A 13,246-nucleotide genomic window follows, 5' to 3' on the forward strand; every position below is an offset into this window, starting at 1 on the left:
CACATAGTAGCATAAAAAGGAAAAGCCAAAAGTAATGATAATAATCCTTTTTAGCTGATTCTTACTCTAACTGTGTATTTCATCATCTCGTCGTTAAGTCCACTAATCAGTAGATCCTTAGCTGTATTGCAAGCCTGATCAAAGCAAGAATAACTTTCCGTACAATAATGTGGTTGACTTAACTCAAAGTTCCCATGAATGTCTGCTAGGTAGACAAGAACATTCCAAACATAAAAATCTTCTGTTCCGTTTTTAGGATGACCGTCTAATGCGACTAGCCAGTGTACGGAAGTCTCAGACATGAATCGACTTCCTTTTAGCATGGACTGGTCATTCTCTCCAATTCGAATAAATGCGGTTGGGTAAAATTCTTGTAGATTACATTGATACATTTTAACCCCTCCTAACTTCTCGTGTTTACAAAAGAAACTTCGTATATTTTTATTATATGAGCTTTTATAAAAAATTACCTCCTAAATTGTTAAAATTTTTAGAATTTTAAAAGCGTTTACATTCATTCTTCTCTGTGATATGCATCACAACAGAAAAGCTCTTACTTTCTTATAATCATAGTAACAATATGATTAAAAGGAGAAATGAACTATGCAAGGTTGTATGAGCTCAATGATGGATAGAAATGTAGAATTATGTGAGGGATTACAGCAATTAAAAAATGAGCATCCTCCACTGCTTTTAATGCTTGATGGACTGCTTGAAACATGTCAGCAAATAGAGCGTGTTGAAACTACAAGGGAAACGGTGTTTAAGGAATTAATTCAAAAGGTAGAAGCTTTTTTTCATGAATTAGAGCCCCATTCAGAAAGAGAAGAGGGTGTGTTATTCTCCATGATGGAAAAGTATATTGGTAGGGAAAGTGGACCGATTGCAGTAATGGAATATGAGCATGATCAGGCAAAAGGCTTTATCGGGACATTTTTAAAGGCAGCACTTTCTAATGACACATATACAGATGAAGAAATGATGGAGCTTGCTGGACTTATAAAAAATGCGTATTACACTCTTGTTGATCACTTTGCTAAGGAAGAAAATGTGCTATTCCCCATGGCACAAAACTTTTTTTCAGAAGAAGAAAAGCAGGAATTAAAGGACAGAATTAATAAATAAAACGGAAGAGGGTGCACCTCTTCCGTTTTATTTGTATATATCTGCAATTTGTTTGTCTGAAGGAAGGAGCAGTGTTAGGAACCCTAGTAATGGGAGAAAACCGGTTGAAATAATCGTTAAAGGTAATCCAATCGTATCTGCTAATATACCTAAAAACACAGATCCTAAAGCACCCATTCCAAAAGCTAATCCTACTGTCAAACCTGCCATGGTTCCTATCTTCCCAGGAACGAGTTCTTGGGCATAAACAACGGTAACTGAGAAACTAGACATGAGTATGAAGCCCGCTATCCCAAGTAAAACCACCGCGAAATAATGAGGCACAAAGGGAAGCAAAATGGTGAATGGAGCAGAACCAATCATGGATAGCAAGATGATGGTTTTTTTTCCAAATCTGTCAGCTAAAGGTCCACCGAAAAATGTACCTAAAGCTCCTGCAACTAGAAAAACAAATAAATAAAGCTGAGCTTGCTGTATGGAAAAGCTGTACTTGTCAATCGCATAAAACGCGTAGTAATTAGTGATTCCTGAAATATACCATGAACGAGCGAAGATTAAGAACAAGATCACAAGCAAATAGAAGCGAATTTGACGTTGAAATGAAAACGATGCAGGAGCTAAAGTCTGCTTTTGTTTTGGTTTCCGACTATCTATTTTGAGTTTGTTCGCGTACCAAAAAGCAATATAAACAAGCAGCCCTACTGCAACTGCTGCGACAATCGTAAACCAGCCTGCACCTCTTTGGCCAAAAGGAACGAGTATGAGTGCAGTAATTAATGGAGCTAGTGCTTGCCCGGAATTTCCACCAACTTGATAAATGGACTGTGCAAGCCCTCTTCTAGGTCCAGCTGCCATATAAGCAACCCTTGAACCTTCAGGATGAAATACGGCGGATCCTAATCCAATAAAGACTACCGAAATCACAATAAGTAAGAAACTAGGGGCGAAGGCAAGCCCTAGAACTCCGATTAGAGTAAACGTTAAGCCAATGGGTAAAGCAAATGGCATGGGCTTTCGGTCTGTAATCATTCCAACAAAGGGTTGCATGATTGAGGACACGATATTTAGAGAAAACCCAATGATTCCTAATTGAGTAAAGCTTAGTCCCATTGATTGTTCAAGTATAGGGAACATAGCGGGTACAACCGACTGAATCGAATCGTTTAACAGGTGACATAATGCGATAATGAATAAGATTTTATACGTTGTTGCACTGTCAGGTTTTTTAAATTCTTGAACAGTAGCAGTTTGTGCCATAATAAAAAGATCTCCTTTGATTGTAGAAGAATTGTATAAGGATATCTTACTAAATTTCCAGTGATTATGAAATGGTTTATTTCGTGAGGCAAAGTATATGGTGTATGAAACGAAGAGCTCGCATAAAAAAATAGAGAGCCAAACAGCTCTCTATTCTTTCATTAGTGGAAATGTTATAGTCACAGTTGTGCCTTTGTTTTCGATACTCGAAATTTGAATTTCACCATAAAACGATTGGACGATTCTTTTACAAACTACAAGCCCTAACCCAGTACCTGAGGCCTTTGACGTATAAAAGGGGTGAAAAATCTTTTCAAGCTCTTCTTTTCCAATCCCAACTCCCGTATCAGAGATTGTAAGGACACATTTTTCCCTTTCTTTCGAAATACGGATGTCAAGTGTACCACCTGTAGGCATGGATTCAAATGCATTTCTCGTAATATTTAAAATGACTTGCTTCATTTGATCCTTTGTACATAGAACGTCAACCGGTTCTTCTGGAAATGTATAATGGCATATCACATTGTATAGGTTTGCTTCAGAAGAAATAAGTGGTTGTAGCTCTTGGATGATCATTTTTAAATCAATCGGCTCGTTTTTCATGGCTGTCGGTTTTCCGAGAATCAGAAACTCGCTCACAATTTGATTAATTCGCTTAATTTCGTTATTGATAACCGAAAAATAAAATTGATCTTCTTTATCTTTATGTTTTTCACTTAGTAATTGGACAAGGCCGCTAATGCCAGTTAATGGATTTCGTATTTCATGTGCCGTCCCAGCAGCTAATGTACCAACCAGTTCGAGTTTTTGTGCCTCATTTTGCTTTCTTTCCTTAATTGATTGTCTTTTTAGTAAAATATATTTAACTAACAGAAACAGGATATGCGTCAAAATAAAAAACAAAGTAATCGTTCCCACTAAATGAGAAATATTTGTACGTGCTGCGTCTTCATCTACCTTTACTTTAATCGTCCAGGGTAGCTGATTCATAGGCGTTGATACCCAATGTCCACCTTGCTTGTATAAATGTTCAGAATCGAAATCAATGATCACCTGATCTTCCTGATTGAGGATGACTATAGGTGTCTCAGGTGTAAGTATTTTCATTATGTTTTGAACATGGTCAACCCGAAGCAGTGCAAGAGTGATAAATGTCAGTTGTTTTTGTTCATCCAACACAGGCGAAGCAAGTCCGATCACCTTTTGGTTATTTTTTAATGTATTCACCTGAGCAGATATAATAATATCCTTTGTACGAATGACTTCCTGAATATACGAGTTTTTGTACAGATTGTCCTCTAATAGATTGTTAGAGCCAACAATCATTCGCCCTTCTTCGTTCAATAAAAACAACCCACTGTATCTAGGATCTGTCTGAAACGCCTTTTGTAGTAGTGGGGCCATTTTTTCTGGGCTGTTAACGTATATCTCTGACGTAAGAGACAGAGTTTGAAGAGAAGTGACTGTTTCACTAATAAATTGATCCCAATGTGATTTATGAATAGAAGCAACCCATTCAGCATGTTGAACCTGCTCTAAAAGATTTTTTTCTTTTTCAATCTGTGAAAATATATAACTGCCACCTAGTGTTGGTAGTACTACGATGAGGCTATATAAAAGTAGGTTTAGTGAGTGTCTTTTCATGTAATTACTCCAAGCACATAATGTTTTTTCCATAGCTTTGCTTATTATATCACTATATAAGAAAGCTTTTTATAGGAATTAAGGATTAGACGGGAATTTGACAGAACAAAGCTAGTTTTTCTATAATAGTCTTAATTAAAAATATGTTATCAAAAAAGGTAAATATAATTGGATCTTAAAGGAATGAGAATCATGGAAGCTGAAATCAGTCAATCTTTAAAACTTTTTATTGTGCTATCTAGAGCATATCGCTCAGTCAATGAAAATGTAAATAAACTTATTCAAACATATGGACTAAATCCAACAGAATTTGCTGTTCTTGAACTTTTATACCACAAAGGAGATCAGCCGTTACAGCAAATAGGCGAAAAAATCCTTCTTGCGAGTGGAAGTATTACGTACGTGGTTGATAAGCTGGAACAAAAGGCATTACTAGCTAGAGTCGCTTGCCCTAGTGATCGAAGAGTAACGTATGCTCAAATCACAGAACAAGGGAAGACGTTTATCGAGGATATTTTTCCAGACCATGCACAAAAAATACATGAATTAATGAAAGAGCTTACAGCTGATGAAAAAGATCAAGCAACAGAACTGCTAAAGAAATTGGGATTATCTATTGAAAATAAGAAATAATAGTAACAAAGGCATCCACTGGGTGCCTTGTTTTTTTGTGCTTCTCTGCCGCCTGAGTTATAATAAAAGAGAGTTTTTTTCGAAATTTTTAAACAAAGGGGGATTCACTTTGCAATTCGAACAGTATACATATGAGAGACCAAATTTTGAGGTTGTAGAAAAGCAATTTTTAGATGCATTAGAGGTTTTTTCAAAAGCAGCCTCTGCAAATGAGCAAAATGTGGCAATGAAAGATATAAATAAAATACGTAATGATTTAGGCACGATGTTTAACCTCGTATATATTCGCCATTCGATTGATACGAATGATGAGTTTTACAAGGCAGAACAAGATTATATAGATGAAATTCAACCAAGTGTTGAGGGGTTAGTTACTAAATATTACGAGGCGCTTGTAAACTCACCTTTTAAGCTCGAGCTGGAAGAAAAGTGGGGAAAACAGCTTTTTGCCTTAGCAGAAGCACAGTTAAAGGTGTTCTCTCCTGATATCATTCCTTTGCTTCAACAAGAAAATAAGCTTACGACGGAATATACAAAGCTCCTTGCTGCTGCGAAAATTCCTTTCGAGGGCGAAGAACGTACGTTAGCTCAAATGGAACCGTTTACAGAATCAAAAGACCGAGGTATGAGAAAAAAGGCAAGTGAAGCTCGATTTAATTATTTTTCAGAAAACGAAAGTGAGTTAGATCGTATATATGACGACTTGGTCAAGGTTCGTACAGAAATTTCTCAAAAACTTGGCTATAAAAACTTTGTTGAACTAGCTTATTACCGTATGTATCGTACCGACTATAACGCGGAAATGGTCGCAGGGTTTAGAAAACAAGTGGAAGATTATATTGTACCGATTGCTACAAAACTAAAGGAACGTCAAAGACAAAGAATTGATGTTGACACTCTTAAGTATTATGACGAAAACTTCAAGTTTAAATCAGGGAATGCGGTACCGAAGGGTGATCCTGAGTGGATTATTCAAAATGGACAAAAGATGTATGATGAACTCTCAAAGGAAACAGGCGAGTTCTTTCATTATATGGTAGAGAATCATTTAATGGACTTAGTGGCAAAGAAAGGAAAAGCTGGTGGTGGATATTGTACATATATTGAAAACTACAAGTCACCTTTTATCTTTTCAAATTTTAATGGTACGTCAGGTGATATCGATGTATTAACACATGAGGCAGGGCACGCATTCCAGGTGTATTCAAGCAGTCATTTTGAAATTCCAGAATACAATTGGCCTACATATGAAGCAGCTGAAATTCATTCGATGAGTATGGAATTTTTCACATGGCCATGGATGGAGCTATTTTTTAAGGAAGATACAGATAAATATAAGTTTGCTCATTTAAGTTCCGCCCTTTTATTCCTTCCATATGGCGTAAGTGTGGACGAATTTCAGCATTGGGTGTATGAAAATCCTACCGCTACACCAAAGGAGAGAAAGTTAGCTTGGCGTGAGATTGAAAAGAAATACATGCCTCACAAAGATTACGATGGAAATGAGTATTTAGAGGGTGGCGGATTCTGGCAGCGTCAAGGTCATATATACACGACTCCGTTCTATTATATTGATTACACATTGGCACAAATTTGTGCATTCCAATTCTGGAAGCGTTCTGGTGAGGATCATAAAAAAGCATGGAATGATTATCTACATCTTTGTACTTTAGGCGGTAGCATGCCTTTTACTGAGCTTGTAAAAGCAGCAAACTTAATTTCACCATTTGAAGATGGTTGCGTACAATCTGTCGTAGGTGAAATTGAGGCTTGGTTAAACTCAATTGAAGATCAAATGTTATAAGAAAAAGAGCGAAGCCAATGATAATGGGGGCTTCGCTCTTTCTATTTCTATGCTTTCTTAATAATAATCGTGTCGTCCTCAACTACCGCAATTAATTCCTTACAATCAGGATCGTTTATAATAAAGTCTGAAATTTGATCTTCAATCTGGTCTTGAATCACTCTTCTTAATGGACGTGCCCCAAACGAAGGGGAGTAACCTAATGTAGCAAGCTTTCTTTTCACTTCTTCCGTTACTGTCACTGTCATCTGTTGCTCTTTAAGCATAATATTTAAGTCACTAATCATAATATCAACAATTTGGAGTAAATCTTCTTCATGTAATGATGAGAACTCAATAATCGCATCAAAACGATTGAGGAATTCAGGCTTAAAGAATGTTCCTAATGTGGCTAATAAATTGCTTTCGTGTTCGTGATGATCATTTCCAAAGCCAACCTTCACCGTCTTATGACCGACACCTGCATTGGAAGTCATAATAATAACCGTATCTTTAAAGCTGACTGTTCTTCCTTGGCTGTCCGTTAATCTACCGTCTTCAAGGATTTGAAGAAACATATTTAGAACGTCTGGATGAGCTTTTTCAATCTCATCTAGCAAAATAATACTATAAGGATTACGTCTTACTTGTTCCGTTAACGGTCCTGATTCCTCATGTCCAACATAACCAGGAGGAGAACCAATTAATTTAGAAACACTATGCTTTTCCATGTATTCACTCATATCTAAGCGAATCATAGAGTTTTTTGAACCAAATAGTTCTTCAGCTAATGACTTGGAAAGTTCTGTTTTCCCGACACCGGTTGGACCAACGAATAGGAAGGATCCAATAGGGCGTCCTTTTGCTTTTAAACCAGCTCGACTTCGGCGAATGGCTTTAACTACTTTTTTCACAGCTTCCTGCTGTCCTATTACCTTATTTGATAAATGGGCTTCAAGGTTTTGTAGCTTTTCTTGTTCTGATTGCTCAAGTTTACCTACAGGAATTCTTGTTTTCTTTTCAATTAATTCATGGATATGCTCTACTTTTACAATTGGTCGATGATCAAGTTCCCGGTGAGAAAGCTTTTGTTCAAGTTCTTTTTCTTCTTCACGTAGCTTAGCTGCGAGCTCATATTTTTCTACCTTTAAAGCTTCTTCTTTTTCTTTTGCGATTTCCTTCAAACGATTTTCGATGCCTTCCGTATTAGAATAATTAGCGGTTAAATTCAGTTTTGACCCAGCTTCATCGAGTAAATCAATCGCTTTATCAGGAAGAAAACGGTCTTGGATGTATCGATGTGATAAATTCACACATGCTTCAATCGCCTCGTCTGTAAATACAACCTCATGATAATCCTCGTATTTACTTTTCAGACCTTTAAGGATTTCAATCGATTCAGAGATCGTTGGTTCTAGTACTTGAACGGGTTGGAAGCGTCTCTCAAGAGCGGCGTCTTTTTCAATTTTTCTGTATTCTTTTAAAGTCGTTGCACCAATAAGTTGAAGTTCTCCACGTGCTAATGCTGGCTTTAAAATATTTCCAGCATCCATCGAACCTTCTGCACTCCCAGCACCAACTAACTGATGAATTTCGTCGATAAATAGAATAATATTTTTCTTTTGCTGAAGCTCAAGCAGTATTTCTTTCATTCTTTCTTCAAACTGGCCACGAATACCTGTGTTCGATACTAAAGAAGCCACATCCAAAAGATACACTTGTCTTTTTTTAAGCTTGTTTGGAACACTTCCTTCAGCAATTTTAACTGCTAGATGCTCTGCAATGGCTGTTTTACCAACACCAGGTTCACCTATTAAGACAGGATTATTTTTATTTCTTCTATTTAATATTTCAATGACACGGTTAACCTCTTCGTCACGTCCAATCACTGGATCAATTAAACCAGCTTGTGCCAATGTGGTTAAGTTTCTTCCATATTGTTCAATAAAGCCTCCATTTCCATTACTTTTCTGCGGAGTCTCCATATTTCTTTGCTGTTTGCCTTTTTGATTCATATTCATAGGTTGAAAGAATGATTCAAAAGGGGAAAAAGATTGAAAACCAGATAGGTTTGGTCCAAAAGTCGATAACATCTTTTCATGCTCCTTCTGGAAGCAGCTTTGACAAAGATGTAGTTGATTTTCATTCCCATTTATAGTCATTCTTACAGTAATAGTAGCTTCTGTTTTTTGACATGTTTGACAAAGCATACATTTTTCCTCCTATTATTATATATTTGACTTTGACTAACTTTGACCTTTTGTAATTATGATTATACTTTGACCTTTTTTGACTTTCAAGTATTTTGATTTGTTTTTTTTGTAAGATTGTTCCAAAGGTGTTTGATATTCTTTTCATCTTGAAAAAGCTCGTCATTGTTTGTCCTTCTGTTCATATAAATAAATGGAAGGGGGAGATGGAGTGAGAAAGAAATGGGGGGCAGCGTTTCAGCTCGCTGCAGTTTACGTAGGAACTGTGGTAGGAGCTGGGTTTGCCACAGGAAAGGAAATCGTAGAGTTTTTCTCCCGATTTGGTTTTATCGGACTAATAGGGATTTTAATGAGTGGTTATATTTTTATCTTTTTAGGCTCTAAGCTGATGCGACTTGCCGCAAGATTGCGAGCAAAATCGTATCAGGAGTTAAATACCTTCTTGTTCGGCCCTTATTTGGGAGGGGCGATAAATATTTTAATGTTATTCATGTTACTTGGAGTTAGTGCTGTTATGTTAAGCGGTGCCGGTGCCGTTTTTCAGGAGCAGCTTGGTCTTTCAAGAAGTTTAGGAATTATGCTAACGATCGCCCTTTCATTTATCGTCATGATTGTTGGAACAAAAGGTTTATTTGCCGTTAACACTTTTGTGGTACCTATGATGATATGTTTTAGTTTTCTGTTATTTATGGTTACGATTCAGCAACCTAATTTTCTTGAACAGCTCTTGTTAATTCCTCCAGCTGACGATGGCTGGAAGTCTGTTGTTAACCCGTTTTCCTATACCGCCTTTAATATTGGGCTTGCCCAAGCCGTGCTTGTCCCAGTTGCAGCAGAAATAGAGGATGAAGATACGGTAAAGTGGGGGGGGATTATCGGAGGTGCTGCGTTAACAGTTATTCTTCTTTCTAGTCATGCGACATTAATCATGCTCCCTAATTTAGAAATATATGAGATTCCAATGGCTGCAATTATGAAAAATCTGGCTTATGGTTTCTATTGGATTTATGTACTTATAATATATGGAGAGATTTTTACATCCGTCATTGGCAATGTGTATGGTCTTGAGAAGCAACTCAATAATTACTTAAAACTACCTAGGATTGCTTGGGTATGCATTATTTTTATCATTTCCTATTTAGGTAGTTTTGTAAATTATGGAACATTGCTTTCTTACCTATACCCTATATTTGGTTACGTAACGATCATATTTATTGTTCTATTGTGGATGAAGCCTATAGATTCCGTAAAAAAATAAGACTCGGGAAAAAATCCCCGAGTCTTATTTGGCTTCGTTAACTATGGTTTCTGCCATTTTAATAAATGAGTCACGATGATCAGCTGACTCTTTTGTAAATGATGTTAGTTTGATTACCCCTTCATTGTTGTTTACTAGGTATGAAGTAATAACTTCCCCGTTTATCTTAGCTTCATACACCTTACTATTTGCAAAAAACTCAAGTTTCGGTGGTGTGACTTCATTTACTTCAGAAGCTACAGCCTGCAATTGTTCGACCGCAGTCTGTTCAGTAGCATCCCAGTCAACATCCTCTGGTAAGAGTTCGACCCTCATAAAAATTTCACCATCGTTTGAGAGCATGACTACATCTTTATTTGGTTCCTCTGCTGTTAGTTCATACTCAGGGAGGATATACATTGAATATCCTTGATTATCACTATGTTTTAAAAATGCTGTTTCTTCTTTTGTTTCTCCATTTAATGTAAAGGATAATTTATTTTCAAGAAGGCGAATCATTGTATCCGATTGATCCGTTTCTTCATTATTATCCTCTTGAAGTGATTCTTCCTCTGGTTCTACGTTCTCCTGTTCGGGGGATGTCCCATTTTTTGCTTCCTCTAGGCTTGTTTCTCCAGTTCCACAGGCTGTTAATACCGCAGCGAGTATGCCAATTGTTATATACAAATTAATAAACTTCAATTACATATCCTCCTAGTCGTCTACTGAGTCTCATAATAATAGACGGAGATGGTTTAGAAAGGTTACATAGCCAAACTAACTTAAAGGGAATAAGACTAACAAAAATAAATCAAATACGAGGTGTGAAACAATTAGTAAAGGAATGCTCTTCTTCCAAACGTAGAGGCTTGACCAAACTAGTCCGGCAACAATCGAAGCGAGAATCAGGTGACTTGACCCCGAGTATATGTTGACAGAAGTATATAATAATGTTGATAACAAAATACTTGGTAGGATTTTTATCCGTACAAGAAGTCGTTTTAAAATAAATCCTCTCCAAAAGATCTCTTCCCCTGGAATTATGATAAGAAATAAGACGATGTACTGCCATATTTGAGTAGGGGACATTTGTTTGTACAGCTTTGCGACAGATCCTTTTAAGGGAAAATCAATCATATGTAATAAGAAATTACCTAGGTAAAATAAGCCAAACAAACTTATTCCCGAAATTACACCATACGTAATATAAATTCTAAACGGTTGTTGATCATCTATTTCCTCTTGGATAATGGAATAAGTAATTAGAAACAGCATCGAAGCTGTGAATATGTACCAAAACACACTTTTCTCTTGAAAAGTAATAAATAATAATACGTGAGCAAGTAATATGCCGAAAATCATTCTTACATCCATTTGTTTCTGAACCATATGATGACTCCTCTCTAAAGCATGGTCTTACATTTATTTTATAAAAAAGAAGAAACCTCCTAAATAAGAGGTTTCCTCATATTATAACCTATTTTTATTTTCGAGACAAAAATCTCACTACTAAACATATAGAATGCGCTTCCAATAGTTCGTTTTAAAATGAAGATTCTTTAATAACTTTATAGTTTTTATGATTTACAACAGTTCTTTGGTCTAATTCAAGATCTCGATAATTGTCCATAAAAGTAAGGTCAACAATTACTGAATTTTCGTTTACTTTTTCAACAATACCTTGTAACCCGTCTCTAAATTCGATCACGTTCCCCACTTCAGCTCTTTTCAATGTCGCTCTCTCCTTTTCTTTCCAGATGACGATATTATAAACATTTTGCACTACTTTTTCCTGTACGTAAAGAATTTTTTGTAAATTTTAATAATTATTTATTATAGTAATAGTTTTTAAGAGAATGAATAGTCGATTTTGAAACCCTTTATTTTTTTTATATAATAATTCTAGAGGGAGGGATTACTTATATGGAAAAAGATCTGATTTTAGAAATGATCGAAAAATTAAGAAGTGGACAAATAAATGAGTGGTATGTACATAAAGAAGTATTCCTTGATGTAAGGGCTGTAGTTGTTGCTTTGGAAGATTTTAAGCATTTTAGGGGAATTGCCCAAAGAAGCGGAGATGTGATTTATCAGTATTTACAAGAACCTAGAAGCTAGGGCAGGAGGACAAATATGTACAATGACAAAATCGTAATTATTACAGGCGGTGCCAGCGGGATTGGTGCCGGTATTGTTCATGCTTTTTATGAAGCTGGAGCGAAGGTAGTTATTGCTGATTACCATGCAGAGAATGGTAAGCAAACAGAGAAGAAATATAACAGTGAGAGGGTGATTTTTTTTGAAACGGATGTTTCAATCGAGCAATCAGTTGTTTCTTTAGTTACTTATGTAATGGAAAAATTCGGTCGAGTCGACATTCTGATTAATAATGCAGGTATTTCCTCTTTTTCAAATTTCTTCGAAACGACCGTGGAGCAGTGGGATAGAGTACTAAATACCAATTTAAAGGGTGTTTTCCTCTGTTCGAGGGAGGTAGCCAAGGTGATTGAAGAAGGGGGAGCAATCGTTAATATTTCTTCCACTAGGGCCTTTATGTCTGAACCGCATTCGGAAGCATATGCAGCATCAAAAGGAGGGATTGTTGCACTAACTCATGCATTAGCTGCTACATTATCTGAAAAGAAAGTGAGAGTCAATTGCATAAGCCCGGGTTGGATTGAAACGAATGATTATGAGGAGCTTCGTGAGATCGACCATTCACAGCATTTTTCCAAAAGGGTTGGTAAGTCAAGTGACATTGCACGCGGGTGTTTATTCTTATGTGACCCGAATAATGATTTCATTACTGGTGCAAATATTACCATTGATGGAGGAATGACAAAAAAGATGATTTACGAAGAATAAGTAAAAAGCTACCTAAGTTAGGTAGCTTTCTAGTCTGGATTTTTTGATTCGTTGTGAATCATTTTTGTATAAATTTTAAGGACGTTGACGATTTCTTTTTTAGTTTCTTTGTCATCTAAACCTGTAAATCCGTATACACACATTTTGCCTTCAATCTTTTTCCATTTTGGCTTTCCTAGAACATGAATTAATCGGTCAGCTAATAAAAATGAAATCTCTAGCAAAAAATCATTTTGTTCAATGGGTAAGTTAATTGGTGATCTAAATTTTATCCCATTTGGGCTAATATCTACTATATAAGCAATAGCGGATTTAACATCCCCTTGCATTCCATTTATGCTTACAATCTTGAATGTTCCATGAATAGGCTGTTGAAATTGAAATCGAAAGGCCTCTTGTCTTTTATAAATCATGCATATCACCTTGTAAGAAAATGTAACAAATTAACTATTACTAAAATCATACATTTTCCATTTATTGATTACAAGTATT

The 13,246-nt window shown here is 36.2% G+C and carries 14 protein-coding genes; 6 read left to right on the forward strand and 8 right to left on the reverse strand.

Annotated elements, in window-relative coordinates; translation table 11 throughout:
* Window positions 1-50: 50 nt before the first annotated feature.
* Window positions 51-392: an SAM domain-containing protein gene (locus tag ACRX5O_RS13440; RefSeq protein ID WP_433906423.1), complete on the reverse strand. Its 342-nt coding sequence runs from the start codon at window positions 390-392 to the stop codon at window positions 51-53.
* A 211-nt stretch (window positions 393-603) separates the two neighbouring features.
* Here ACRX5O_RS13440 and ACRX5O_RS13445 point away from each other — a divergent pair, with 211 nt between their 5' ends.
* Complete coding sequence (locus ACRX5O_RS13445) at window positions 604-1,125, forward strand: hemerythrin domain-containing protein (protein WP_433906424.1); 522 nt, start codon at window positions 604-606, stop codon at window positions 1,123-1,125.
* Between the two features lie 27 nt (window positions 1,126-1,152).
* On the opposite strand, the gene ACRX5O_RS13450 is transcribed toward ACRX5O_RS13445, so the two are convergent.
* Complete coding sequence (locus ACRX5O_RS13450; protein WP_433906425.1) at window positions 1,153-2,382, reverse strand: MFS transporter; 1,230 nt, start codon at window positions 2,380-2,382, stop codon at window positions 1,153-1,155.
* 150 nt (window positions 2,383-2,532) lie between these two features.
* Window positions 2,533-4,026 carry an ATP-binding protein gene (locus ACRX5O_RS13455; protein ID WP_433906426.1) on the reverse strand — a complete coding sequence of 498 codons (1,494 nt, stop codon included), beginning with the start codon at window positions 4,024-4,026 and terminating at the stop codon, window positions 2,533-2,535.
* Between the two features lie 183 nt (window positions 4,027-4,209).
* Here ACRX5O_RS13455 and ACRX5O_RS13460 point away from each other — a divergent pair, with 183 nt between their 5' ends.
* Window positions 4,210-4,659, forward strand: coding sequence for a MarR family winged helix-turn-helix transcriptional regulator (locus ACRX5O_RS13460; protein WP_391558373.1), 450 nt, complete (start codon window positions 4,210-4,212; stop codon window positions 4,657-4,659).
* Window positions 4,660-4,768: 109 nt separating this feature from the next.
* Window positions 4,769-6,463, forward strand: a complete 1,695-nt coding sequence (locus ACRX5O_RS13465; RefSeq protein ID WP_433906427.1) for a M3 family oligoendopeptidase — start codon at window positions 4,769-4,771, stop codon at window positions 6,461-6,463.
* 47 nt (window positions 6,464-6,510) lie between these two features.
* On the opposite strand, the gene ACRX5O_RS13470 is transcribed toward ACRX5O_RS13465, so the two are convergent.
* Entirely contained in the window at window positions 6,511-8,652 is a 2,142-nt protein-coding gene (locus ACRX5O_RS13470) for an ATP-dependent Clp protease ATP-binding subunit (protein WP_433906428.1), read from the reverse strand.
* Window positions 8,653-8,863: 211 nt separating this feature from the next.
* On the opposite strand from ACRX5O_RS13470, the gene ACRX5O_RS13475 reads away from it, so the two are divergent.
* The gene (locus ACRX5O_RS13475) at window positions 8,864-9,910 is read left to right on the forward strand and encodes a YkvI family membrane protein (protein WP_433906429.1); all 1,047 of its coding nucleotides are present in this window, start codon (window positions 8,864-8,866) and stop codon (window positions 9,908-9,910) included.
* A gap of 24 nt (window positions 9,911-9,934) precedes the next feature.
* Here ACRX5O_RS13475 and ACRX5O_RS13480 read toward each other — a convergent pair whose 3' ends face one another.
* From ACRX5O_RS13480 to ACRX5O_RS13490, 3 genes are all read right to left on the reverse strand, one after another.
* Window positions 9,935-10,591, reverse strand: a complete 657-nt coding sequence (locus ACRX5O_RS13480) for a DUF8580 domain-containing lipoprotein (protein ID WP_433906430.1) — start codon at window positions 10,589-10,591, stop codon at window positions 9,935-9,937.
* Window positions 10,592-10,666: 75 nt separating this feature from the next.
* A complete protein-coding gene (locus ACRX5O_RS13485) occupies window positions 10,667-11,278 on the reverse strand; it encodes a CPBP family intramembrane glutamic endopeptidase (RefSeq protein ID WP_433906431.1) in 612 nt (203 codons plus the stop codon).
* A gap of 154 nt (window positions 11,279-11,432) precedes the next feature.
* On the reverse strand, window positions 11,433-11,621 hold the full coding sequence (locus ACRX5O_RS13490) for a YkvS family protein (protein WP_119710521.1): 189 nt from the start codon (window positions 11,619-11,621) through the stop codon (window positions 11,433-11,435).
* A 191-nt stretch (window positions 11,622-11,812) separates the two neighbouring features.
* On the opposite strand from ACRX5O_RS13490, the gene ykzS reads away from it, so the two are divergent.
* A complete protein-coding gene (ykzS, locus tag ACRX5O_RS13495) occupies window positions 11,813-12,007 on the forward strand; it encodes a protein YkzS (RefSeq protein WP_433906432.1) in 195 nt (64 codons plus the stop codon).
* 15 nt (window positions 12,008-12,022) lie between these two features.
* Window positions 12,023-12,754, forward strand: coding sequence for an SDR family NAD(P)-dependent oxidoreductase (locus ACRX5O_RS13500; protein WP_433906433.1), 732 nt, complete (start codon window positions 12,023-12,025; stop codon window positions 12,752-12,754).
* Window positions 12,755-12,783: 29 nt separating this feature from the next.
* Here the strand turns inward: ACRX5O_RS13500 and ACRX5O_RS13505 are convergent, their stop codons facing one another.
* Entirely contained in the window at window positions 12,784-13,167 is a 384-nt protein-coding gene (locus tag ACRX5O_RS13505) for a PilZ domain-containing protein (protein ID WP_433906434.1), read from the reverse strand.
* Window positions 13,168-13,246 lie beyond the last annotated feature (79 nt).

Source organism: Robertmurraya mesotrionivorans, from assembly GCF_050971805.1.
Classification (GTDB): domain Bacteria; phylum Bacillota; class Bacilli; order Bacillales; family Cytobacillaceae; genus Robertmurraya_A.

Coding starts and splice junctions, on each gene's coding strand:
- ACRX5O_RS13440 (WP_433906423.1), bottom strand. CDS start 392: ATGTATCAATGTAATCTACAAGAATTTTACCCAACCGCATTTATTCGA.
- ACRX5O_RS13460 (WP_391558373.1), top strand. CDS start 4,210: ATGAGAATCATGGAAGCTGAAATCAGTCAATCTTTAAAACTTTTTATT.
- ACRX5O_RS13470 (WP_433906428.1), bottom strand. CDS start 8,652: ATGCTTTGTCAAACATGTCAAAAAACAGAAGCTACTATTACTGTAAGA.
- ACRX5O_RS13500 (WP_433906433.1), top strand. CDS start 12,023: ATGTACAATGACAAAATCGTAATTATTACAGGCGGTGCCAGCGGGATT.
- ACRX5O_RS13505 (WP_433906434.1), bottom strand. CDS start 13,167: ATGATTTATAAAAGACAAGAGGCCTTTCGATTTCAATTTCAACAGCCT.
- ACRX5O_RS13450 (WP_433906425.1), bottom strand. CDS start 2,382: ATGGCACAAACTGCTACTGTTCAAGAATTTAAAAAACCTGACAGTGCA.
- ykzS (WP_433906432.1), top strand. CDS start 11,813: ATGGAAAAAGATCTGATTTTAGAAATGATCGAAAAATTAAGAAGTGGA.
- ACRX5O_RS13445 (WP_433906424.1), top strand. CDS start 604: ATGCAAGGTTGTATGAGCTCAATGATGGATAGAAATGTAGAATTATGT.
- ACRX5O_RS13485 (WP_433906431.1), bottom strand. CDS start 11,278: ATGGTTCAGAAACAAATGGATGTAAGAATGATTTTCGGCATATTACTT.
- ACRX5O_RS13455 (WP_433906426.1), bottom strand. CDS start 4,026: ATGAAAAGACACTCACTAAACCTACTTTTATATAGCCTCATCGTAGTA.